The 23,997-nt window shown below is 36.7% G+C and carries 19 protein-coding genes; 9 read left to right on the top strand and 10 right to left on the bottom strand.

The annotated features are described in order from the left end of the window. Nucleotides 1-188: 188 nt before the first annotated feature. The 3 genes from dxs to ACFIJP_RS01030 are packed head-to-tail and all read left to right on the top strand — an operon-like array spanning nt 189 to nt 4,106. On the top strand, nt 189-2,096 hold the full coding sequence (dxs, locus tag ACFIJP_RS01040; protein WP_375625128.1) for a 1-deoxy-D-xylulose-5-phosphate synthase: 1,908 nt from the start codon (nt 189-191) through the stop codon (nt 2,094-2,096). Nucleotides 2,097-2,112: 16 nt separating this feature from the next. Further along, nucleotides 2,113-2,856 carry a TlyA family RNA methyltransferase gene (locus tag ACFIJP_RS01035; RefSeq protein ID WP_375625127.1) on the top strand — a complete coding sequence of 248 codons (744 nt, stop codon included), beginning with the start codon at nt 2,113-2,115 and terminating at the stop codon, nt 2,854-2,856. Continuing rightward, nucleotides 2,853-4,106, top strand: coding sequence for a class I SAM-dependent RNA methyltransferase (locus tag ACFIJP_RS01030; RefSeq protein WP_375625126.1), 1,254 nt, complete (start codon nt 2,853-2,855; stop codon nt 4,104-4,106). Before ACFIJP_RS01035 ends, ACFIJP_RS01030 begins: the two co-directional genes overlap by 4 nt. Nucleotides 4,107-4,647: 541 nt before the next feature. Here ACFIJP_RS01030 and tldD read toward each other — a convergent pair. After that, complete coding sequence (gene tldD, locus ACFIJP_RS01025; protein WP_375625125.1) at nt 4,648-6,072, bottom strand: metalloprotease TldD; 1,425 nt, start codon at nt 6,070-6,072, stop codon at nt 4,648-4,650. 108 nt (nt 6,073-6,180) lie between these two features. Continuing rightward, the gene (locus ACFIJP_RS01020) at nt 6,181-6,756 is read right to left on the bottom strand and encodes an invasion associated locus B family protein (RefSeq protein WP_375625124.1); all 576 of its coding nucleotides are present in this window, start codon (nt 6,754-6,756) and stop codon (nt 6,181-6,183) included. Nucleotides 6,757-7,052: 296 nt separating this feature from the next. Between ACFIJP_RS01020 and cyoE the strand changes: the two genes are divergently transcribed. The 4 genes from cyoE to rnhA all read left to right on the top strand — a co-directional run bounded on the left by cyoE (nt 7,053) and on the right by rnhA (nt 10,658). Continuing rightward, nucleotides 7,053-7,988, top strand: coding sequence for a heme o synthase (cyoE, locus tag ACFIJP_RS01015; protein WP_375625123.1), 936 nt, complete (start codon nt 7,053-7,055; stop codon nt 7,986-7,988). Nucleotides 7,989-8,170: 182 nt separating this feature from the next. Then, the gene (gene ispH / locus ACFIJP_RS01010) at nt 8,171-9,226 is read left to right on the top strand and encodes a 4-hydroxy-3-methylbut-2-enyl diphosphate reductase (RefSeq protein WP_375625122.1); all 1,056 of its coding nucleotides are present in this window, start codon (nt 8,171-8,173) and stop codon (nt 9,224-9,226) included. Beyond that, complete coding sequence (locus tag ACFIJP_RS01005; protein ID WP_375625121.1) at nt 9,226-10,185, top strand: homoserine kinase; 960 nt, start codon at nt 9,226-9,228, stop codon at nt 10,183-10,185. Before ispH ends, ACFIJP_RS01005 begins: the two co-directional genes overlap by 1 nt. A gap of 5 nt (nt 10,186-10,190) precedes the next feature. Continuing rightward, on the top strand, nt 10,191-10,658 hold the full coding sequence (gene rnhA, locus ACFIJP_RS01000; protein WP_375625120.1) for a ribonuclease HI: 468 nt from the start codon (nt 10,191-10,193) through the stop codon (nt 10,656-10,658). 23 nt (nt 10,659-10,681) lie between these two features. On the opposite strand, the gene ACFIJP_RS00995 is transcribed toward rnhA, so the two are convergent. Further along, nucleotides 10,682-11,563: a protein-disulfide reductase DsbD domain-containing protein gene (locus ACFIJP_RS00995; protein ID WP_375625119.1), complete on the bottom strand. Its 882-nt coding sequence runs from the start codon at nt 11,561-11,563 to the stop codon at nt 10,682-10,684. 71 nt (nt 11,564-11,634) lie between these two features. Between ACFIJP_RS00995 and ACFIJP_RS00990 the strand changes: the two genes are divergently transcribed. Then, nucleotides 11,635-12,219, top strand: a complete 585-nt coding sequence (locus tag ACFIJP_RS00990; RefSeq protein WP_375625118.1) for a YqgE/AlgH family protein — start codon at nt 11,635-11,637, stop codon at nt 12,217-12,219. A gap of 42 nt (nt 12,220-12,261) precedes the next feature. On the opposite strand, the gene ACFIJP_RS00985 is transcribed toward ACFIJP_RS00990, so the two are convergent. The 7 genes from ACFIJP_RS00985 to ACFIJP_RS00955 form a co-directional block, all read right to left on the bottom strand. Then, the gene (locus ACFIJP_RS00985) at nt 12,262-15,147 is read right to left on the bottom strand and encodes an EAL domain-containing protein (RefSeq protein ID WP_375625117.1); all 2,886 of its coding nucleotides are present in this window, start codon (nt 15,145-15,147) and stop codon (nt 12,262-12,264) included. A 400-nt stretch (nt 15,148-15,547) separates the two neighbouring features. Then, nucleotides 15,548-16,822: a M16 family metallopeptidase gene (locus tag ACFIJP_RS00980; RefSeq protein ID WP_375625116.1), complete on the bottom strand. Its 1,275-nt coding sequence runs from the start codon at nt 16,820-16,822 to the stop codon at nt 15,548-15,550. An 83-nt stretch (nt 16,823-16,905) separates the two neighbouring features. After that, entirely contained in the window at nt 16,906-18,303 is a 1,398-nt protein-coding gene (gene thrC / locus ACFIJP_RS00975; RefSeq protein ID WP_375625115.1) for a threonine synthase, read from the bottom strand. A gap of 637 nt (nt 18,304-18,940) precedes the next feature. Further along, nucleotides 18,941-19,303 carry a hypothetical protein gene (locus ACFIJP_RS00970; RefSeq protein ID WP_375625114.1) on the bottom strand — a complete coding sequence of 121 codons (363 nt, stop codon included), beginning with the start codon at nt 19,301-19,303 and terminating at the stop codon, nt 18,941-18,943. 209 nt (nt 19,304-19,512) lie between these two features. Beyond that, a complete protein-coding gene (locus ACFIJP_RS00965; protein WP_375625113.1) occupies nt 19,513-19,875 on the bottom strand; it encodes a hypothetical protein in 363 nt (120 codons plus the stop codon). A gap of 185 nt (nt 19,876-20,060) precedes the next feature. Beyond that, the gene (locus ACFIJP_RS00960; protein ID WP_375625112.1) at nt 20,061-20,417 is read right to left on the bottom strand and encodes a hypothetical protein; all 357 of its coding nucleotides are present in this window, start codon (nt 20,415-20,417) and stop codon (nt 20,061-20,063) included. Nucleotides 20,418-21,781: 1,364 nt separating this feature from the next. Continuing rightward, nucleotides 21,782-22,477, bottom strand: coding sequence for an HAD family hydrolase (locus ACFIJP_RS00955; RefSeq protein WP_375625111.1), 696 nt, complete (start codon nt 22,475-22,477; stop codon nt 21,782-21,784). A gap of 371 nt (nt 22,478-22,848) precedes the next feature. On the opposite strand from ACFIJP_RS00955, the gene ACFIJP_RS00950 reads away from it, so the two are divergent. Further along, a complete protein-coding gene (locus ACFIJP_RS00950) occupies nt 22,849-23,937 on the top strand; it encodes a site-specific DNA-methyltransferase (protein ID WP_375625191.1) in 1,089 nt (362 codons plus the stop codon). The last annotated feature ends 60 nt before the right edge of the window (nt 23,938-23,997 follow it).

Here is a 23,997-nt window from a genome sequence, read left to right as displayed (position 1 = left end):
TTTTATAGAAAATTAAATCGATTGATTTCTTTTTTATAAAATAAGTTAAAAATGAGGAAGTTATAGCTCATCTCAAATAGAAAAGAACATTTTTCAGTAAAAAAAGATGCAAAACTATAAATAAGAGTAGAGAAGATACATTTTTATCGTTGCGTTTTCTTGAGTTAAGATAATAGAAAGGTTTTTTTTTGTCTCAGGTTTTAACACCATTGCTTGACCGTATTTGTTTTCCGCAAGATTTGCGGGCATTACCTGAGTCTGATTTGGTACAGTTGGCTGATGAATTGCGGACCGCAACAATTGATGCGGTTTCTGTAACAGGTGGTCATCTTGGGGCAGGACTTGGTGTTGTTGAGCTCACTGTTGCATTACATTATATTTTTAATACACCAGAGGATAGGATTATTTGGGATGTTGGTCATCAAACCTATCCACACAAGATTTTAACGGGGCGTAGAGAAAAAATTCGCACATTACGTCAAGAGGGCGGATTATCAGGTTTTACAAAACGTTCAGAAAGTGTGTATGATTCATTTGGAGCGGGTCATTCTTCTACTTCTATTTCAGCGGGGCTTGGCATGGCGGTGGCAAGTGCTTTGAAAGCAGAGACAAGACGCAATATCATAGCTGTCATCGGTGATGGTGCAATGTCTGCGGGCATGGCTTATGAAGCAATGAATAATGCTGGTGCTTTGGATGCACGCTTGATTGTTGTGCTTAATGATAACGATATGTCTATCGCACCACCTACAGGTGCTATGAGTGCACATCTTGCACGATTAGTATCTCGTCCTTCTTATCGTCATTTGCGTGAACGCGTAAAGATGTTGAGCGAAAAATTGCCAAAGTTTTTTTTGGATAAGGCGCGTCGTTCAGAGGAATTTGCGCGTGGACTTTTGGTTGGGGGAACTTTATTTGATGAGCTTGGCTTTTATTACCTTGGACCCATAGATGGGCACAATTTGGGGCATTTATTGCCTGTTTTAAAAAATGTTCGTGAATATCCTAGTGGTCCTGTTTTGGTGCATGTTGTCACACATAAGGGAAAGGGATATCCACCTGCAGAAGCATCACCTGATAAATATCATGGTGTTAATCGTTTTGATGTCACGACAGGAAAACAGGTTAAAGCATCAAGTAATATTCTACCCTATACCAAGGTATTTTCTAAAGCTTTAATAGAAGAAGCTCGCCATGATGATAAGATTGTTGGCATAACAGCAGCGATGCCAACAGGGACAGGTCTTGATTCTTTTGCGAAAAAATTTCCTGAAAAAATGTTTGATGTTGGTATCGCTGAGCAACATGCCGTAACTTTTGCGGCAGGACTTGCTTGTGAAGGGTACAAGCCTTTTGTTGCAATTTATTCTACTTTTTTACAGCGTGCTTATGATCAAATTATTCATGATGTATCAATTCAAAAATTACCGGTACGTTTTGCTATTGACCGCGCAGGTTTTGTGGGGGCAGATGGTGCAACACATGCTGGAAGTTTTGATATTGTTTTTTTGTCCACTCTTCCTGGGTTTGTTGTTATGGCACCTTCTGATGAGCTTGAACTGATGCATATGGTGCGTACAGCTGCAGCTTATGATCAGGGACCAATTTCTTTTCGTTATCCACGTGGTGAGGGTATTGGTATAGATTTACCGCAACGTGGTGAGTTATTAGAAATTGGAAAGGGGCGTGTTCTGCGTGAAGGAAATAGGATCGCTTTGGTTTGTTTTGGAACGCGGATGTCAGAAGTGTTGCAAGCTGCTGATGCGTTAGAGGCTGAAGGATTATCTACAACGGTTGCAGATGCACGGTTTGCGAAACCTTTAGATAAGGATTTGATGTGTCGTTTGGCACGTGAGCATGAAGTATTGGTGACAATTGAAGAAGGGGCAATCGGTGGTTTTGGAGCGCACATATTACAATTTTTAGCGCAAGAAGGGCTCTTAGAGCATGGTTTGAAAGTTCGTACACTAAAACTTCCTGATGAGTATTTGAATCATGGTGCACCAGAAAAAGTTCTCTCAACTATCGGGCTTGATGCTATGGGTATTGTCAACACGGTTTTTACTGCTTTAGGCCGCGAGATTCGAACAGGATAAAAAATTCGAGTATGATATGGCTGCCAGAAAAAGGCTCGATATTCTCTTAGTTGAAAAAAACTTTTTTACGACACGTTCACGCGCACGTGATGCTGTCATGCGTCAAACTGTTAAAGTTAACGGCGAAATCGTTTTTAAAGCTGGGCAAATTGTTTTTGGTGATGCAGAGATTGCTGTTTGTGATCCAGCGCAGAATTATGTTTCTCGGGCAGCGTTAAAATTGATTGCTGCACTTGATGCATTTCCGATTATAACAGATAAAGTGACGGCCATTGATGTTGGTGCATCAACAGGTGGTTTTACACAAGTTCTCTTAGAACGTGGATCGGCTCATGTAATTGCCGTTGATGTTGGGCATCATCAATTTGATAAACGTTTATTGGGCAACAGTGCTATAACGTTATTAGAAGGCTTGAATGTTAGAGATTTTCAACATAACCATTTAGGTGGGCGAGAAATTGATCTTATCGTTTCAGATGTTAGCTTTATTTCTCTCAAACTTGCATTGCCTCCCGTTTTGTCTTTAGCCAAGAAGGGCGCTCAAGCTGTTTTACTGGTAAAGCCTCAGTTTGAGGTTGGTCGTAAACACTTTAGTAAGAGGGGAATATTAAATCCATCAATAGCTAAAGAAACTGCTGAGGCGCTTTTTGTTTGGTTAAATACACAAACAGGGTGGAGCGCAAGAGGTTTAATTCCTTCCCCTATTACAGGTGGTGATGGCAACGTGGAATATTTACTATTCGGAGAAAAACAAGAGTGAGTGACAATGTCATAATCGACCATATCGGAGCAAATGGGTATGGTACTTCTAGGACGTCTCGCGGCTTCGTTTATGTTCCTTTTACTTTACCAGGAGAGTGTGCTGAAATTACTGTTCATGGAAAATATGCAACATGTATAGCATTAAAAGAAAAATCATTAGAACGCATTGATACTCTTTGTCAGCATTTTGGAGAATGTGGAGGGTGTACTCTTCAGCATTGGCATATGGATGCTTATCGCGTATGGAAACAACAATTGGTTGTTGATGCGCTTAAAAAGTATGGACTTAATAATGTTGTTGCGCCTTTAATAGAATGTAAACCTTATAGCCGACGGCGGATTACTCTAACAGCATCTATGACCCCACAGGGGCAAAAAGTTGGTTTTAACCGTTATCTCTCTCATGAGATTGTAGCTCTTGAGGAATGTCCAGTAAGCTGTCCAGAGCTTATTTCTCAGTTGCATAATATCAGAGAGCTCTGTGCTTTTCTAAGCAGCTCTGCCAAACGGTTTCATGTTACAATAACACGTGTTGAAAATGGTTTAGATGTTGCTTTAAGCGGTTGCATTGTACACCATGAATCACTTCGTCAGAAAATGATCAGTGCTGCTCTTTCATATGGGATTATACGTTTATCTGTTGATGGTGAAGTTTTGGTTGAACGAGAAAAACCAGAGATTTACTTTGGAGATGTCCGTGTTGAATTTCCTTCTGGTGGTTTTCTTCAAGCAACCTGCGAAGCTGAAAATATAATGGGCAATATTATTTTGACTCATTTAAAAAAAGCAAAGAATGCTGTTGATTTGTTTTCAGGGATAGGAACATTTACTTTGCGTATGGCAAAAAAGATGAATGTTCATGCAGTAGAAAATAATGAAGATGCATTAAGAAATCTAAATACAGCAGCACGTTTTGCGACTGGTTTAAAAACGGTCACTTGTGAAAAACGTGATCTTTTCCGACATCCCCTTTCTATAAAGGAACTTGAGTGTTTTGAGAGTGTTGTTTTTGATCCTCCCCGTGCTGGTGCAGAGCAACAAGTACGTGAATTAGCTAAGACGACAGTATCACGTGTTGTGGCAATTTCCTGTAATCCTACTACATTTGCTCGTGATTTATCTCTTCTTGTTGCAGGGGGGTATACAGTAGAAAAAATCATACCGATTGATCAATTTTTATGGTCACCACATGTCGAAATTGTTGCTGTTTTGAGCAAAAAGAAAAAAAAGAAAGGTTGGAAGCTTTAGCTTAAAAATTTTTTAATGCCATGAAGATTTTTTTTAAAGTTTACTTGAGTATTATTATAAAATCTCTCCAAAAATTATCTATAATAATAACCTTTTTCTCGTTGAATTAAGAGCACTGAATGTAGAAAGTGTTTTTTATTTTGAACTTTTTATTATGAAATATAAAAGGCAAATTATCCCACACAAAAGACTAATGTATTAAGAAGAAGATGTGTCTGAACAAGCCGGTGCCAGTGTTATATTTGTCATCTTCCAATGTGGCTATAACTCTTGTTACTTGAGACGGTCCATAAGAGGAATCTTTGGTCCTTTCTTGTACAGGTTTTATTCATATGACTCTCCCCATCTGTAACGTACAAACGAATGATTTTGATTGATTCAATATGGAACAGATTTGAAATGAGAGAATCTTATGGTATTCAAGGTTCTAATTTAATATGAACAACGATAGATTATCTTTATAAATCAATGTATTGTAACCTCCTCACAAAATGGTCGTGATAGATGAGAAGGAGGCAATATTGGGAAGGAATGAGAAAGCTTATTCTTTTATAAGCGCAGTTCCACCGATTGTCATATTATTGATTCGAAGATGAGGTTGACCAACACCAACAGGGACATTTTGGCCAGCTTTTCCACACATACCGATACCATTATCAAGTTTACTATCATTACCAATCATTGTAATACGTTTCATAGCATCCGGTCCATTTCCAATAAGAGTTGCGCCTCTGATTGGTGCTACAATTTTACCATTTTCTACTCGGTATGCTTCAGTACATTCAAAGACGAATTTTCCAGAAGTAATATCAACTTGTCCTCCACCAAATGAAACAGCATAGATACCATGTTTGAGTGAAGAAAGGATTTCTTCAGGTGTTTTATCTCCTCCTAGCATGATTGTATTGGTCATTCGTGGCATTGGTGCATAAGCATAAGATTCACGCCGTCCATTTCCAGTTGATTTACCTCCCATAAGCCGTGCATTAAGCCTGTCTTGCATAAAACCAACGAGCTTTCCATCTTCAATGAGAACGTTATATCCTGAAGGGGTCCCCTCATCATCGACAGTGAGAGAGCCACGGCATTGTGGAATTGTTCCATCATCAACAACTGTAACACCTTTTGCCGCAACTTGTTGTCCTAAAAGTCCAGCAAAAGCGGATGTTTTTTTACGGTTAAAGTCACCTTCTAAACCATGACCTACGGCTTCATGGAGCATAACGCCAGGCCATCCATTGGCTAAGACAACATCAAAAGATCCTGCAGGTGCTGCTTCTGCTTCTAAATTTGTTAAAGCCATACGTAAGGCTTCATCCGCAGCTTTTTTCCAATTGTCTTCATGAATAAATTGGTCAAATGCTTGTCGCCCTCCACATCCATAAAAACCATTTTCACGTCGATTGCCTTCAGCTGCGACCACAGATATAGAAAGTCGCACAAGGGGACGAATATCACGAACCAAATAACCATCTGCACGTAAAATTTCAACATGTTGTAGCGAGCCGGAAAGAGAAGCAGTCACTTGATGCAATTTATCATTTTTAGCACGTAAATAGGCATCAATTTTTTGCAAAAGAGCACTTTTTTCCTCAAATGATGGAGCATCAAGGGGATTATGCGGTTGATAAAGTTTTTTGTTTGTTTGTTGAGGTGCTATGCTATAAGTTCCCGCATGATTATTATAGGTAATAGCTTTAGCTGCTTCACTAGCACGTTTGAGTGCAGCAGCTGATAATTCACTAGAATATGCATATCCGGTAGCTTCTCCAGCAACGACACGCAGCCCAAACCCCATATCTTGATGGAAAGAGCCGTTTTTAAGCTGTCCATTATCAAATAAAAGAGCTTCGCTTTCTGTATACTCAAGGTAAAGCTCACCATCATCAGCATGATGAAGCGTTTCTTGTACAAGTGATTGCACTTTAGAGGAAGTAATATCAAAATGATCTATCAGCGATTTCATAAGAATTATCCTATTTTATGGGAACTTAGAAGATTTTTATTAATCTAATTTAAGAAGCTTTCAAAATATACGATGAGATTTTAATCGTCTAAAGTGTATCGATTTCATTCATGTAGGTAAGGTTGCATAGGCGTCGGCAAGACCATGAAGGTCAACAAAACCTCCAATCCCTTGTTCAGGAGTTGTAAAGATAAAATAGGTTGCCATTTTTCCTTTTAAAAAGAGCTGCAATATGTCTTCTTTAAGAAAGGCTTCAGCAACACAATTATCACCAAGACAACGACGATATTCCATTCTGCCCATATTTTTATCGTCAATTTTAATTCCAACGCCAGGACGTAATTCAACGCGAATCGGAACAAAAACACGCATCAAAGCACCTTGCTTTTGAGGAAGTTTATAAAATGTAACACGCAAAGTAATATCATGACGACCTTGTGTATGAACGTTTTGTACAATTTCACACTGCATGTTAGGTGTACCTGGCGGTAGAGCACAAACTTTTGTCCATGCACCATAGGTTTGTGGAGCAGGGACATTTTGCGCATAAGGTGTTTGTGCAAATGCATGATTGATAAAACTACTATAAAGTGTGTAAAGAACAGCACCAATAAAAAAAGTTTTTTTGAGTAATTTATAAAGTATCACAGAAAATCCTACCCGACTCAACACACATACAACCATACATAGATTTACATAAAAAAATGAATTCCCCACATAAAAACTATAACACAAAATCAGTATTTACCCAAATATATTAATCCATAGGATATATTTTTATGATACATTTGTAATGTAGGAGAGAATGTTGATTGAAAAAATGTATTTTTGTTGCCAATATTCCATCTATTTTTAGGGGATACGTGCGAACGAGGTATTTCATATTTTCTCAAAAATACGATTGGTCTTAATTGATCATTTCCATACGCTAGATAATATTGGTTTGTGAATGACAGAAATGGAAAAGGGCTTTGAGCGGAATGTCAGTTTCAGGAGAGTTATCGGTTGTGAATGGTAAAGCAACACCACCAAGATCCGGTATTGGTGATTATATCACGTTATTAAAGCCACGTGTTATGTCTCTTGTGGTCTTTACGGCTCTGGTTGGTTTGCTTGTATCGCCTGTTCCTATCAATCCGTTGTATGGTTTTTTAGCGATTTTATGTATTGCCATTGGTGGTGGCGGTGCGGGAGCACTGAATATGTGGTATGATGCTGACATTGATGCCGTGATGGAACGGACCAAAAAGCGTCCTATTCCTATGGGTAAAATCAGTTCCCGAAAAGCATTTATTTTTGGCATAGTTCTTTCTATGCTTTCGGTATTGGTTATGGGGAGCTTCATTAATTGGTTTGCAGCATTTTTTCTTGCGTTTACGATTTTCTTTTATGTCGTTATTTATACAATTTGGTTAAAACGTATCACACCACAAAATATTGTTATTGGTGGTGCTTCTGGGGCTTTCCCACCAATGATTGGATGGTCCGTGACAACAGGGACAGTGAGTATTGATAGCTTTTTATTATTTTTAATCATTTTTATGTGGACCCCCCCTCATTTTTGGGCTCTTTCTTTATTTTCATCCCTTGATTATGAGGCTGCAGGTATTCCTATGATGCCTAATGTTCGAGGTGAACATTCAACAAAAAAGCAGATTTTATTTTATACTATTTTGATGGCATTGTGCGCTGCTGCTCCTTGCTTTACTGGTCTTGGCGGAATTTTTTATGGTATTTTTTCAACAATTTTAAGCATTATCTTTGTTTATTTTGCCTATCGTTTGTGGAAAGCTGATACACATAATGAAACTATTTTGATGGCAAAAAAACTGTTTTTCTTTTCGTTACTTTATTTGGCAGCTATCTTTGGAGTTCTTTTGATTGAATCTCTTGTTTGGTATTTTATCGCTCTTTAGGCAAATAAAATGAAAAAGCAAATTTAAAAAGAGCTTTGCTGCAAGAAAATCTCGTAAGAAAACACGATAGAGTGTGTTCTTATGCAAAAGATGCTATTGCCAGTTTTTTTACATTGCTTATTCGTGTATAATGATAAGTTGTTTGAATATATAGCTAAAACTATAGAGATTAAGGATGATTTATGTCTGGACTTCCCCCTTTAACGATACGTCTTTGTGGTCCACGTGGATTTTGTGCAGGGGTTGATCGTGCTATCCAGATTGTTCTCCTTGCATTAAAAAAATATGGTGTTCCAGTATATGTTCGTCATGAAATTGTACACAACCGCTACGTGGTTGAGGGATTACAGCAACGGGGAGCTATTTTTGTTGAAGAACTTGATGAGATTCCAGAAGAACATCGCAATCAACCGGTTGTTTTTTCTGCTCATGGTGTACCAAAATCTGTTTCAGAAGAAGCACGATGCTATAATTTGTTTTATCTCGATGCAACATGTCCGTTGGTCTCGAAAGTTCATAAACAAGCGATACGACATCAACGTCATGGTCGTCATGTTATATTGATTGGTCATGCTGGTCATCCTGAGGTGATAGGGACAATGGGACAGCTTGAAGAAGGGGCTGTGACGCTTATTGAAACGATAGAAGATGCTTTGCATTATCTCCCCAATGATCCAGATAAATTAGGATTTGTTACACAAACAACGCTTTCTGTTGAAGATACGGCAGGAATTCTCGATATATTACAACAACGTTTCCCTACATTAGCAGCCCCAGCGGCTGAGTCAATTTGCTATGCTACAACGAATCGACAAGATGCGGTTAAGGCAGCAGCAAAGGGGAGTGATTTGTTTTTGATTGTTGGAGCGCCAAATTCTTCTAATTCACGACGTTTAGTAGAGGTTGCCGAAAAGTCTGGTGCGCGGCAAGCTATTTTAGTTCAGCGCGCTGATGAAATTAATTTTGAAAACCTAAAAGCTCTTTCTATTGTCAGTCTTTCAGCAGGGGCTTCGGCTCCTGAAATTATTATTGATGAAATTATTTCAGCGTTTCGTGAGCGTTATAATGTCACAATAGAATTAGCTGAAACAGCAGTAGAAACGGAAAAATTTTTAGTGAGTCGCGAATTACGTGACGTCATTTTAACGTCGCAAGATATGGCTTTCGTCAATGGTCAAGCAAATAATGCAAAAAATGAAAATCAGAATACAGACATGTCTACAACGAAAGCAGAATAATGGCCGTTTATACAGATATTCATTCAAATGATTTAAAAGTGTTTTTAACACGTTATGCAATAGGGTCACTTTTGTCTTATCAAGGTATAGAGGAGGGGATTGAAAATTCTAATTTTATGTTAGAGACAACACAAGGGCGATTTATTTTAACACTTTATGAAAAACGTATTTCAAAAGATGATTTACCTTTTTTTTGTCGCTTGATGCAGTATTTAGGACAGCGTGGAATTCCTTGTCCTCAACCTGTTATTCAAAATGATGGAATGATGATCTGTGAATTAGCAGGACGCCCTGCTGCTATTATTACTTTTCTGGAAGGAGAGTGGGTCCGCCAGCCCACTATAGATCATTGTGGCGAAGTGGGGACGGGGTTAGCACAATTACATTTAGCAGGACAGGATTTTACACTTAGTCGTAAAAATACTCTTTCTGTTATGGATTGGCAGGTATTGTGGCAACGTTGTCAAACAAAAGAAGATGCATTATTAAAAGAATTTGGGCAAAAAATTGAGTTAGAATTAGCTTTTTTACAGGAAAATTGGCCGCTCAATTTACCAATAGGCATTATTCATGCAGATTTATTTAATGATAACGTCTTTTTTGTGAATCATCGTCTTTCTGGGATAATAGATTTCTATTTTGCTTGTAATGACTTTTTTGCTTATGATTTAGCGATCTGTTTAAATGCTTGGTGCTTTGAGCTTGATCATTCTTATAATCTGGCCAAAGCACGTAAGTTATTGGAAAATTATCAAAAAATAAGACCATTGATCCCTTTAGAATTGGACAAGATTGTTTTGTTAGCTCGTGGTGCGTCTTTACGTTTCTTACTCACACGTCTTTATGATTGGTTTAATACACCGCCTAATAGCTTTGTTATTAAGAAAGATCCATGGGAGTATTGGCACAAGCTTTGTTTTTTCAGTAATGTAAATTCGCTAAGTGAATTAGGTTTTTAAATTTTATGGCAACTCAACAAAAAGTCGTTGAAATTTATACAGATGGTGCTTGCTCAGGGAATCCTGGAATTGGAGGATGGGGAGCAATTTTACGCTGGAATGGTCATGAACGTGAGCTTTATGGCGGTAAGGTCCATACGACAAACAATCAAATGGAACTCATGGCGGCAATTTGTGCATTAAAGGCACTTAAAGAGCCCTGTTTGGTCGACCTTTATACAGACTCAGTTTATGTGCGTAACGGTATATCTAAGTGGATTGAAGATTGGAAAAAGAATAATTGGCGCACTGCATCAAAAAATCCTGTTAAAAATATGGAGCTATGGCAAGCTCTTGAGGATGCTTGTTCTTGTCATACAGTCAGATGGCACTGGGTAAAAGGACATGCGGGACATCCAGAAAATGAACGCGCAGATGCCCTTGCTCGCAAAGCAATTTCTCAATATCGCGAAAATGGATGTTTTCCAGCATAATTACTGTTTGAGAGTTTTTTCTTTTATCGCGGAGTCGCAAGAGGGGTTGGCTGCGTATGGAATATGAATGTTCCACTTAAGGCGTAATCTTTAAAAGAAACTGTATAAAAAATTTTTTGGTTTATTTCTTCTGGTGCGAAATAGAGTGGAGCACTGAAGAGTGTATATTCTGCGTTATCACTGACTTTTTTTGCTGCTCCAATTTGCATTTCTCCTCCATCTAAAAAGAGAGAGGAAGGAGTGGTCTTGTTGTTATTTTGTATTTTTATAAGAAGGGTACTGTTATTTTTTTCGGCACTTATTTTTAGTGCATTCTGCATCATGCGGGGCAAAGAATCTTGGGCATTTTTTAAGAAGGAAGCAGGAAGATGTTTATTTTTAAGAGCAGATGGCGAAAAATCAAAGTTAACAGTAAATGGAAGACAGATTTTATTACATAATCCAAGAGTGAAAGCACCACTTAAATTTTTGCTTGAACCAGAAAGATTGAAGGGCAATATTACTTTATCTTTATAGCCTAATGACCAATCATTTTCTGTTTCAAAAAGCTGTGGGGTAGGATAAAAGATTTCATAAGAAACCTGTTGGTTGAAATTAAAAAACGGTGCCATGCCAGAATTACCTGGATTACGCCAGTAAGTTTTCCATCCTGGTTTAAGCACAATCTCAATAATGCCTTCTCTTATTCCAGAAAGAGAAGGTTCGGTGATTGCTAATCGGATACGACCACCATCTGATTCATACCAAGATGTTGCGAAAAGCTGGAGTTTTTGTTCTTTTTGAGCATTTACAGGAATGTTAAGTAATTCTAAAACTATGAATGTTAAGCTTAAAGTAACTAAAAGATTTTTATAAAAGAAAGTTGCGATATTTTGTAAATTTGTAAATACATGACTTTTTTTCATTGGATTTTTATTTTCCTAGTGTACTAAATGAACAAACTTTTACCATGTAAATTATGGAGAATAACAAATTAATGAAGCGGTGTAATGGCTTTTTAGGTGGACAATTACTCATAGCAATGCCTGGGATGAATGACAAACGCTTTATTCGTTCTGTTATTTACATTTGCGCGCATTCTGATGCTGGTGCGATGGGCATTATTCTCAATCAATTGCATCATATTGATTTTCCAGATCTTTTGCTTCACTTGGGAGTCATAGACAGGGGCCAAAAAAAAAGTCTTTCTGAACCAATAAAACAGTTTCCAGTTCGCTATGGTGGTCCTGTTGATCCTTCGCGTGGTTTTGTCCTTCATTCAGATGATTATGCTTGTGAAGAAACTGTTTTTATTGCAGATAAGGTCTGTTTTACTGCGACTATTGATATATTAAAAGCGATCAGTTGCGAACAAGGTCCGCAACATGCACTGGTAGCGTTAGGTTATGCTGGATGGAAAGCGGGGCAACTTGAGGCAGAAATTTCTACAAATGGTTGGCTAATCAGTTCTACATCACCTAGTTTTCTTTTTGAAAGTGATTTAAGCTGCAAGTATGATAAAAGTTTAACACGCATGGGTATCGATCCAACTTATCTTGCTTCTGAAATGGGACACGCTTAGAGTTTTTTCTAAGCTTTTTAACTTTACACGTTATTTTATCCCTTATGTTTTTATTTTATAAGGGAAATGGCTTTGAACGAGCGTAATTAATTCTTCTATGGCAATCGGTTTCGTTACAAGTGTGCTTTGAACATATTTACAGCCTTCTTGACGGAGGAAGATTGCTTCTTTTTCATTTTCAACACCTTCTGCGATAATTTGCAAATTAAGATCTGTTGCCATATTAATGATAGACTTAAGAACAATTTTCTTCTTAAGGGAGTCGATTGAAATAAGTGAACGATCAAGTTTAACCATATCAAATGGATAACGTACGAGATAGGTCAGAGACGAATAACCTGTTCCAAAATTATCGAGTGCGAGATTCATTCCAAGTGTTTTAATTTGTTCGAGAAAGTGCGCTGATTGTTCAGGATTATTTCTTAAGACAAATTCAGATATTTCAATCATCAAACGCCCTTTGTGGAGCGGATGACGAAGCAGAGCGGCGCGCAATTGACTAATAAAACGAGGATGAATCATTTCTGCGCTTGGTAAATTAATTGAAATAAAGAAAGATTGTTGGGAAAACTTTTCTTGTACATTTATAAGATCGATAATGGCACTATCGATGATAAATTGTGACAAATTCATAACAATTTGTTCGTTTTCTACGATTTTTATAAAATCAGAGACATTTAAATTTCCATAAGTGGGATGATGCCATTCTACAATTGTTTCAAAACCAATAATATGTCCGTCTGATAAATTAAGAATAGGATGGTAGAGGATTTTTATCTCATTACGTTTTATGGCATAATGAACATCTTTTTCCAGAGTATTATGTTCGAGACCCAAAGTGCGAAAATTAGGACGAAAAGGTTCTATATGGTTTCCACCCATTTGTTTTGCGCGAATCATCGCTAATTCACTGTCATTAAAAATATCTTTAGCTGTCGATCGGCTTTCACTCCATGTAACCAATCCGATAGACGTTGAAAGAATTATTTTGTTTTCTGAAAGTGAAATAGGTGCTGAAATTGTTTTGTGCAAATGATCTGCAAATGCTGCAATTTTTTGTGGTTCAGTTTCACTGAGTAAAATAATTGCAAAGCGGTCTGCTGAAAGTCGCGACAAGGTGTCTTGAAAGTTAATGAGACGGTTTAGACGACGTGCGATTATAAGCAGTACAGTATCCCCAACTGCTATGCCTAATTTGCGATTAATTTTGCGAAAATTGTCCAAATCAATCATAAAGACAGTCGGTCTAATTTTGATATTTGCTTTCGCCAAAGAGGTATAATTTTGTAGTCTATCGAAGAAAATTTGTTGGTTAGGAAGGCCGGTTAAGCTGTCGTGGATTGCATCATGCAATAAGCGTTCTTCGGATTTTTTATGGTTAGTAATATTGACAATGGTTCCAATGACACGTGTGATTTTCCCATCTTTTTGCATAGCCGGGCGTGCACGAAGAGAAAACCAATGATAATAACCACCACCGGAAGAAAGCCGAAAAATTTGATCAATGCGCCCTTTTTTATTTTTAAGAATGATATCTAATACGCCTTGAAAGCGTTCACGATCATCATGGTGCAAGGCTGAAATCCAGTTGCGCATAGGTCCATTGAGGTTATGAATTTCAGTACCAAAAAGAGTTGCCATGTTTGGATGTACAACAATACGGTCACGCTCAATATTCCAATCCCAAATAATATTTCCAGCTCCCTTTGCTGCGAGTACTTGTTGTTCAAGGTCGGAAAATATTCCTTCATGGAAAGCGTTATTAGAAAAAGTTTGTTGCAGGACAGTAAAGCTGATGAGAAGAACAATGAGCACTAATCCCCCCGCTAATGCCGGCTGGATAATATCATTGTTTAAATATCCAGCTATGCAGGCATAGGCTCCAACACACCAAAAGCTAATGAGCAACCATGTTGGAATAAGCATAATGGCGCGGTCATAGCTTCTGATCGAGAAATAGATGATTAATATTATACCAAGCACAGCGGTAAGGCCAAAAGACAAACGCGCAATTCCAGCTGCTCTGATTGGATCATAAATAGCAAAGGCTCCTAGACTGCAAAAGGCAATGGTCCAAGCGATAGCACCGTAACTAAAATGATAATGCCAGCGGTTAAGACTGAGATAGGTAAAAAGAAAAATGAAGAGTGTAGCAGTAAGTGCTACTTCTGTACCAGCACGCCAGATTGGTTGTGTTGTGAGTGTAACTGCAAAGAATTTATTTAAAAAGTTGAAGTCAATACCAATATAAAAAAGCACTGCCCAAGCAACAGCAGCTGTTGCAGGAAACAGTCCTGTTCCACGGACAACAAAGAGTACAGTTAACAAAAGCGCTAAGAGACCTGATATCCCAAGAAGAATACCATGATAAAGCGTATAAGAATTAATTGCATCTTTATAAGCTTCAGGTTGCCATAAATAGATTTGCGGTAGATTTGCAGAGTTAAGTTCGGCCACAAATGTAACAACAGCACCAGGGTTAAGGGTAATACGAAAGATATCAGAGTTTGCACTAAGTTGACGATCGAGGGAAAAACCTTCGCTTGGCGTTATGGATTGAATCCTTGCTGATCCAAGGTCTGGCCAAAAAAATCCAGAACGCGCCATGCGGTAGTGGGGGGCAACGATGAGACGATCGATTTGTTCATCTGTTGGATTTGCAAGAGAAAAAACTGCCCAATTTCCGGAAAATTTTTCATTTTTTGCCTGCACTTCAATACGCCAAACAATACCATCTGGTCCTGGCGCTGTACTTGTTTGAAAAATAGAGCTGTTTGTATGGTGAATTTCAATTGCTTGTGAGAGATCAAGAGCAGCATCCTGAGAAGAAATTTTAACTGGCTCAATTGCTTGTGCTGATGTAAGATGGACAAGAGAACTAACGACTACAATGAAAATGATGTCAATTATTTTACGCAAACTCTTCACAATGTCCCACTCTCAATATTTTAGGATGTTTAACTTTCATTTCGATTTTTGAGAAAAAACGTCCACCTTTTATAATTTATTTACATAATAAATTGTTATCACTTTTTCTTAAGTTATGTGGTTTTATATACAAATAGACCACATGTCCATTTGCTTCAATGGAACTTGAAGCGAATGAAGTTTTATATTTTAAAAGGGCAAAGTTAAACCATGAATTTCCAGATTTCACGGATATACCTTCACTCATTAGAATCTTTATCACATGAAGTATGAATTGGGTAGTTTTGTACGCTTCTTTGCCCAATATTTCCAAAACTTATTTAATGAGAAGAGCTTTTGTGGTAAATTTTACGATAAAATATGTGTATGTTATTGTGATGCTGTTTTGAAAAGAAGTTTTTTACTTTAGCTTGGATGAAAGAGTTGACGTTAAATCATCAAAATTTATGAGGGGTCCTACAGGTCCGACAGCAGTTAGTGTTGGAGTGGAATTTGTAAAAAGACGATGTGCTAAGTCAGTTAATCTTTTAGGAGTGATGAGATTGAGGCGTTCAATTGTTTCCGATATTGGAATTGGTCGACCATAAAGGAGTATTTGGCGAGCAATGAGATGTACTTGACTAGAGGGATTTTCCTGTGACATTGTCAGATTCGCACGATATTGCGTTTGTGCTCGTTGCAGTTCATTGGCGTGAATGTTTTTACTGACCTTGGAAAGTTCATCAAGAATCACGGGAATAAGTTCTTTGAGCCCTTCTTGTCCGGTAGCTGCGTGAACACCAAAAAGCCCAGTATCTGAAAATCCCCAATGAAAAGCATAAATAGAATAGCATAATCCACGTTTCTCTCTTACCTCTTGAAAAAGACGTGAAGACATACCACCACCAAGAATGATTGAAAGAATTTGGGCCGCATAAAAATCACGCGCGTGATAAGCACGCCCTTCAAACCCTAGAACAACTTGTGTATCCATTAAATCGCGATATTCACGAAAGTCGCCACCGACATAATTTGCAAGATTAGTAAGAGGTGCGGTTGAATGGGAGCGAAAAGTACCAAGACGACTTTCAACTTCTCGCAAGAAACTTTCGTGTTTTACAGCTCCTGCAGCAACGACAATCATACGATCTGCACTATATTGTTTATTGATGAAATCATGGAGATCAGTAGATGTAAATGATTGAATAGTTTTAGCTGTTCCTAAAATAGAGCGTCCAAGGGATTGATGACGAAAGGCTGTTTCTGTAAAGTGATCAAAAACAATATCATCAGGAGTGTCATGAGCGGCACCAATTTCCTGAAATATTACTTGTTTTTCTCGTTCTAGTTCATTGTCGTCAAATTTTGAATGCATTAAAATATCGGCTAAAATGTCTATAGCAAGTGGAATATCGCTTTTAAGTACACGTGCAAAGTAAGCTGTTGTTTCAATACTGGTTGTGGCATTGATTTCACCGCCAACATCTTCAATATCGGTTGCAATTTGAAAAGCAGTGCGGTTTTCGGTTCCTTTAAAAGCCATATGCTCAAGAAGATGAGCTATACCATGCTGTGTGGAGGTTTCATTGCGTGAGCCCACTTTAACCCATATTCCGAGGGCAACACTATCAATTTGTTGCATTGTATGTGTGGCGATAGTCAAGCCATTACTAAGGCGACATATATCTACATCCATGTATTTACAACTCCATTAAATAAGCTAAATACCTCATTGTAAGGGTATTAGAATATTCTTGATTTAAGTTAATGCAGCTAACTTTAATAAGATGCATGCGATTTTAAAGAAATATAATCTTTTACTATTTTTTCATCATTAGCAAGACTTATAAAGTGTTCTTCGCGTTTCATTACATCATTGAGATGAGATGGCCATGGGGCATGAAGTCCACAAGCACTTTTAATAGTATCAGGAAATTTAGCTGGATGAGCCGTGGCAAGGACGATCATTGGAATATGCGGTTTTTTGTTTTTACGCGCTACTTGAAGAGCGACGGCTGTATGTGGATCAACAAGATAGCCACTTTCCTTATAGACACTATCAATTGTTTGAGCTGTTGCAGCCATGTTGCTTTTCCCAGCGGAAAATAGGGAACGAATATTTTTGAGTTGCTTTTCATCAAGAGTAAAATGTCCTGATTGTTTCAAGTTTTCCATTGCATTGCGAATCCACATTGGATCACGATTGCCACTTTCAAAGAGCAAACGTTCAAAATTAGAAGAGACCTGAATATCCATAGAAGGTGATGTTGTATGAACTATTGGTCGTGTTTTGTAAGTACCACTGGTTAATGTACGTGCAAGGATGTCGTTATCATTCGTTGCGATGACCAGTTGAGCAATGGGTAATCCCATACGGGCTGCAACATAACCTGCAAAAATATCACCAAAATTTCCAGTAGGAACAGTAAATGAAACAGCTCTATCAGGAGCTCCTAAGGAAAGTGCAGATGAAAAATAGTAAACAATTTGCGCCATGATACGCGCCCAATTTATAGAATTAACACCTGAAAGCGCTCTTTTTTTACGAAAATTGTGGTCATTAAACATTGCTTTGACAAGAGCTTGACAATCATCAAAATTTCCTTCAATGGCAATGGCATGAACATTTGAACATTGATTGGTTGTCATTTGCCTTTGTTGAACAGGTGAGACACGTCCTTTAGGAAATAAAATAAAAATATCTGAGTGTTCTTTTCCAGCAAAAGCTTGTATCGCAGCCCCTCCTGTGTCACCTGATGTTGCAGCAATAATCGTTGCACATCTATTTTTTTCAGTCAAAACATAATCCATCAGCCGAGAAAGAAACTGCATTGCAACATCTTTAAAAGCTAAAGTAGGACCATGAAAGAGTTCAAGGATAAATTCATCTGCTCCAGTTTGTCGTAACGGACAGATTGCTGGATGGTGAAAGGTTGCATAAGATTCAGCGATCATACTTTCAAAAGCTGTATATTCGATTTCGTTATTCACAAAGGGCCACAGAATAGTTTTAGCAATTGTTGTATAGGATTGGCCACGAAGTGCCCGTAACGCATCAAATGAGAGCTGAGGAAATTTATCTGGCAGATAAAGTCCTCCATCACTTGCCAATCCTGTCATGATCGTTTCCGTAAAGCTTAAAGCAGGAGCTTCACCTCTCGTGCTGATATATTCCATAAATTTTATCCTTTTTTTATTTCTGGAAAATTGGTGAAGTTATTTATTTCACGTTTTTCATAATATTTAAATTATTAAATGGATAGAGCTTTTTTTCTTCTTTTTAACTCAATAATGAAATTAAATAGTCTTAAACATTTTTATTTTTGAGATATAAACGCCAAATGTTCACAGAAAATCTGTTACAGTTGAAAATTTTCTCTCTATTACTCATTTACTTAAATTTTACAACGTATTTTCACTTGTACACCTTCTTAAATAATAAAACCAAATAGATAGAATTGTATTTATTGAAGATTTTTTTTTGTAAAAATCAAACATTCACAGTTATTTTATGCCCTTATACTTTGTAATAATTAAATCTGCTAAAATGAATGTTGAAATGATACAGCTCAAAATTCACATTGGAAGATTTATAAGGTAATTTTATGGCGTTTAGTACGCAAGTCTATACTTTGAATAATCTTTTTTAGCTTAATTTGGCATTTTGTATAATAATAGATATTATATTTGTGCTATACAGGATGGTAACCTAAAGTTTATCCATAGAAAACATACAACAGCCTGCTTCACCTCATTTAGCAGGCTGTAAAGTATTCTCATTTTAAATAGAAAAAAATAACTGAGTATCTTTGAATTATTTGCCTTTAATTTTTCCTATTGCCCATCCGATTGTCCCGCTAAATATGGACATAAAAAATCCAGTCAAGAATCCAAAACCCAAAGCTCCTACTGTAGAAAAAACTCCTAGCGTAATTGGTTCAAATACTTTCTCAAATTTTCCTTCAATGGCAGTTTCACTTTTTGCTCCATGAGTGAAACTTGGGACATAAAGAGAAGCTATATCGATAGCTTTTTTCTTTCCCTGTTCTATTAGAGAGACAGTTTCCCATTGAATATCATTTTTCAAATGATTGGCATGAACATTTATAACTTGTGAAAGCAAAAAAACAACTGCTATAAAAATATTTAATATGTAAGTTTTCAATACTTTAATCATAATTTATCACCAATACTTTTATTTTAATTTGAATTGAATAGATGCATCGGCAGAATTAGTGCACATTGAGAGAAACAGAAGCATTTAAAGCTTTTTCATTCTTAGTGTGATAATTCATTAGTTTTTTGTCATCAACTATGGATAAATACAGAATATATCCATAGTTTATATTTCGTATGAGAAGGTTTTATTCTGATAAAATTTCAATTTTAACGAGATTTAAAATACGATATTATTTTACCTATTATCCATGCTAAAAACATGCCTATCGTACTTGATGCATATCCAAGTGCCATCCCAACACCAAAGGTTCCGAGTGTAAGAGGTTCAACGACCTTTTCAAATTTTCCTTCAAGAGTAGTTTCATTATCCACTCCACGATTTAGAATGGGGCTATAGAGAGAAACGGTATGGACTACATCCTGTCTTTTCTGCTCTATTGCAGAAACAAAAATATTCTCACGATGAGTATTATTTTGCAAATAGTTTGCATGCACATTTACAATCTGTGAAAGAAAAAAGGCAGACATAATGAAAATACTTAACATATGATTTTTTAACAATTTAATCATAATTTACCTCAAATATTTTATAATATTCAATATATATATATATGCGTAAATTTATACTTTGGATATTTGGATATAATCTACAACATTTATCTCTTGTATCAAGAGAAGCTTCATTATGTAATTATTTACAACAAATAATAGATTCATAATGAAGCTATTATTCTAGAGTTCTAGACGAGGCTGGATTATTTGAACATTAACACTATGTCCTTTATCCAACTTATTATCGATCCTATAAAGCTCATTGCATATCCAGCAAACAATAGTCCCACTCCTATAGTCATAGGCTCAACGACCTTTTCAATTTTCCCTTGACCTGTTGTTCCATTTTCTGTTTGATAATTTGCAGATGGAGCATAGAAAGAAGTCGTAGAAACTACATCAGATTTTGCATACTTTACTTGTTCCATTGGGAAAACAGAAAGTTCCTCTTTTGGAGTATCGTTTTTCAAATAGTTTGCATTAACATTTACAGTTTGTGAAATAAAAAAAGTGCTCGCTATAAAAATGCTTAAGATATAATTTTTAAATATTTTGACCATAACTTTACCTCAAATATTTTTAATTTATAGATGTAAGAAAATATACATAATGTTTATATATCTCATACTATATACAATTTTTATATTTCAATATGTATTTTTAGTCAATAATAAAAATACATATAAAAATATAAATATAATTTTTTATAAACATTATTGTAAAAAAGTAACAATAATAATTACAAAAATATTTTTAACATTTTCTTCTTTCCAAACTGAAAATCCGCTTTTATTTTTAGAAGGGGTGTCTTTCCTAAAGTTGGATTACTTTTGAAAAGATCTGATTTCATTGCTTATTTAAAAAGTCTATGTAAGTGCTTTCGGAAAAATTTGAGCAACTACTGGTATCTCTTTACGTTGTTTAAGGTTATTATATGTTTCATATTTATGTGCTTTTTTAAGAAATCCGTCTCAAGGTACTCAAGCCTATTTTGCAATAATAGATATGATGATAAAGCCCCATAATATAAAATTCTTAGGGCATCAGAATCTTTGACGTTTACAAAGAAGAAAGATGGCACCGCCATACACTTTGCTCGCTCCTAATGTTGCTACAGATTTTTGCCTCTTGAGATGATTTATTAAGAGGCATTTTTCTTTCTTTATTTAATTCAGCATATCCAGATTTGAAATGAGAGAATCTTACAATATTCGGTTTTTTCATTTAATTTGAACAATGATAAATTATGATTATAAATCAATGTTTTTGCCTGTAAATTACTTGCTATGAAATGTTTTTTATAAAATGCACATCTTCATAAGAATGTATTCTTTTTATCTTTTGTAATCTTAGGGAGGTTGTACCAATTGATGCTGTTTAAATACTGTTTAAGCAGTAAAGTAAATAAGCCTTCAACAAGTTTACGAGATTTGGATTGAGTAAATATAAGACATTCTAACTCAACAAGGACACTTTTAATATTTTTTTCCATAATCAATACGCACATACCCTACAATTTTACTATAGTGTGTGATTTTTTTGATCAGATGAAAAAGGCTAGCAATTTTCATATCTTATCGAGCAAGGCATCGTAATATTCCTTTTTTGACAAATATAATAATTTATCCGGATGGGCTGCTGAGGTTGGGAGTGGATATCGGAGTTGAGATAGATAAGCAGGGTTTGATTGTTATGAGCTTGCACCCCTGTTTTTTGCTTTTTTAAAGCACGTGCAATGGTTAACTGACTTATGATTACTCAACGAGGTGCTATATTTTTTTCCTTCACATTGAGATACAATTCACCCGTGTTGTGAATTACGCATTTATTGAAGTTATTATAAAAGAAGTAGCGAGAAGAGAAGGGCATTTGAGTAAAAATGCTTCTTACAAGAGTTTACAAACTGATATATTCAAGAGATTTTTTATAATAGATCTCGCCATACTGCCATTGCTTCTAAGACTTCTCCTAAATGAGCATGTTTTGCGATAACTGTTTCTGCGCCAGCTTCTGCAAGTGCATTAGAGTGACCAAGATAGCTATGGGATCCTCCCGTAAAGCCGATGACACGCATGCCTGCTGCTATAGCTGCGTGTACACCATGAAGTGAATCTTCTATAACGATAGTGTTTTGGGGCTCTGCCTGTAATTGTTGTGCGGCAAAAAGGAAAACATCAGGGGCCGGTTTCGTTCTTTTTGTTCCAACTTCAGGTGCTGAAAATATTTTGCTTTCAAAAAGGTCATAGAGACTAACCGTGGTGAGCATCTCTTTTATATCTACGCTTTTTGCATTAGAGCAGATACAGTAGGGATAGCGTGTTTGAATAATTTCTACTGCTTCTCTTACATCATCAATAGCCCGTAATTTAGTTTTTATTTGTGTACGAAAAATATTAGTCATCTGATCTATGAGATGAGCAGAAATTGGTTTTTCTGTTTCCTGTTCAACGTGTTTAAGAATATCGCGAAAGATAAGTCCTGCAAAACGCTCACTTAATTCTTCGGGTGATATTTCATATCCTGTTTGTTTGAGCAATTGAGATCCAATTTTTGCTGCAAGATATTCAGAGTCGACGAGAACCCCGTCACAATCAAAAATAATAAGATCTATCTGAGGCATAAGATATTCCTTTACATGTTACGAGATGGACAACTTTTATGAAAACGATATTGAGAGGATCTTATTTCATAAAAATCTGCTTTGAAAATGATTCTTAATTCTTTTACGAAATAAAAGATATGGGAACAGTACATTGAAAAAAAGAAAAATAAGGTTTCATTCATATGAAAGTTTTTTTACTTAAAAAAACAAAAACAATTATCAATTTTGTATAATTTTAACGATACGTTTACGCTATTTTGTAAATATGGATTGGTAATGCGGGCCTATAAACTATTTTGGTTGATTATAGGGCAAATTCAGTTAATTTTGTTGGGTTTTTCATGACAGTTATTCAGCTTCAAAAAGATTTTCTTCGTACCCCCTCACAGATGCCATGGCGCAATAAAATTTTTAAAGGAGATTGTGTTTCTGTTCTAGAAAAACTTCCAAAACATTCCGTTGATATGATTTTTGCGGATCCACCCTATAATTTGCAATTGGACGGAGCTTTATACCGTCCAGATCATTCGCTTGTTGATGCGGTTGATGATGCATGGGATCAGTTTGAGAGTTTTGCTGCTTATGATGCTTTTACCCGTGCATGGTTGCTTGCTTGTCGTCGTGTATTAAAGCCCAACGGAACACTTTGGGTTATCGGATCTTACCATAATATTTTTCGAGTTGGGACGGCATTACAAGATTTAGGTTTTTGGATGCTTAATGATATTATTTGGCGCAAAAATAATCCGATGCCTAATTTTCGAGGACGCCGTTTTCAAAATGCTCATGAGACGCTTATTTGGGCCGTACGAGATCAAAAAGATAAAAAGTACACATTTAATTATGATGCCTTAAAAGCGGCAAATGAAGATCTACAAATGCGTTCAGATTGGCTTTTCCCTCTCTGCACTGGAGCTGAACGTTTAAAGGATGATTCAGGGCGTAAATTACATCCAACACAAAAACCGCAAGCGTTATTAGCGCGTATTATTATGGCTTCTAGTAAACCTGGTGATGTTATTCTTGATCCGTTTTTGGGTTCGGGAACAACAGGTGCTGTTGCCAAGCTTTTAGGGCGTGATTTTGTTGGGATTGAACGCGAGCAAGATTACATTGATGCAGCATGTGAGAGAATTGCATCGGTTAAACCTTTAGCGCAACCAGAACTAGCGATTTTGGATAGAAAAAAAGCAGAACCGCGCGTAGCATTCAACAGTTTGCTTGAAGCAGGTTTACTCTATCCCGGAGAAGTTCTTTATGATCGCAAGAAGCAAGTATCTGCTATTGTAAGAGCTGATGGTACGATTATGCATGGTGGTGAAGCGGGTTCAATTCACGCAATGGGAAGAAAGGCTCAAGATTCGCAGAGTTGTAATGGTTGGACTTTTTGGTATTATGAGGAAAATGGACGCTTGAAGTCCATAGATCATTTAAGAATGATCATACGTTCACAAATGTTAAAAACGGGTGTTTTATGAACTAAGCTGATTGCTTCATTCTATTGATCACCAATGTACCTGATCTTGATTGAGATGGAG

Source organism: Bartonella sp. MU37NMGALS, assembly GCF_042194015.1.
Lineage (GTDB): Bacteria > Pseudomonadota > Alphaproteobacteria > Rhizobiales > Rhizobiaceae > Bartonella > Bartonella grahamii.
This window is presented reverse-complemented; position numbering and strand designations above follow the sequence as displayed.

Excerpts from the sequence above, each read along its gene's own strand:
- ACFIJP_RS01035 (WP_375625127.1), top strand. The coding sequence starts at position 2,113 with ATGGCTGCCAGAAAAAGGCTCGATATTCTCTTAGTTGAAAAAAACTTT.
- tldD (WP_375625125.1), bottom strand. The coding sequence starts at position 6,072 with ATGAAATCGCTGATAGATCATTTTGATATTACTTCCTCTAAAGTGCAA.
- ACFIJP_RS01020 (WP_375625124.1), bottom strand. The coding sequence starts at position 6,756 with ATGGTTGTATGTGTGTTGAGTCGGGTAGGATTTTCTGTGATACTTTAT.
- cyoE (WP_375625123.1), top strand. The coding sequence starts at position 7,053 with ATGTCAGTTTCAGGAGAGTTATCGGTTGTGAATGGTAAAGCAACACCA.
- ispH (WP_375625122.1), top strand. The coding sequence starts at position 8,171 with ATGTCTGGACTTCCCCCTTTAACGATACGTCTTTGTGGTCCACGTGGA.
- ACFIJP_RS01005 (WP_375625121.1), top strand. The coding sequence starts at position 9,226 with ATGGCCGTTTATACAGATATTCATTCAAATGATTTAAAAGTGTTTTTA.
- rnhA (WP_375625120.1), top strand. The coding sequence starts at position 10,191 with ATGGCAACTCAACAAAAAGTCGTTGAAATTTATACAGATGGTGCTTGC.
- ACFIJP_RS00995 (WP_375625119.1), bottom strand. The coding sequence starts at position 11,563 with ATGAAAAAAAGTCATGTATTTACAAATTTACAAAATATCGCAACTTTC.
- ACFIJP_RS00990 (WP_375625118.1), top strand. The coding sequence starts at position 11,635 with ATGAAGCGGTGTAATGGCTTTTTAGGTGGACAATTACTCATAGCAATG.
- ACFIJP_RS00980 (WP_375625116.1), bottom strand. The coding sequence starts at position 16,822 with ATGGATGTAGATATATGTCGCCTTAGTAATGGCTTGACTATCGCCACA.
- thrC (WP_375625115.1), bottom strand. The coding sequence starts at position 18,303 with ATGGAATATATCAGCACGAGAGGTGAAGCTCCTGCTTTAAGCTTTACG.
- ACFIJP_RS00970 (WP_375625114.1), bottom strand. The coding sequence starts at position 19,303 with ATGATTAAAGTATTGAAAACTTACATATTAAATATTTTTATAGCAGTT.
- ACFIJP_RS00965 (WP_375625113.1), bottom strand. The coding sequence starts at position 19,875 with ATGATTAAATTGTTAAAAAATCATATGTTAAGTATTTTCATTATGTCT.
- ACFIJP_RS00960 (WP_375625112.1), bottom strand. The coding sequence starts at position 20,417 with ATGGTCAAAATATTTAAAAATTATATCTTAAGCATTTTTATAGCGAGC.
- ACFIJP_RS00955 (WP_375625111.1), bottom strand. The coding sequence starts at position 22,477 with ATGCCTCAGATAGATCTTATTATTTTTGATTGTGACGGGGTTCTCGTC.
- ACFIJP_RS00950 (WP_375625191.1), top strand. The coding sequence starts at position 22,849 with ATGCCATGGCGCAATAAAATTTTTAAAGGAGATTGTGTTTCTGTTCTA.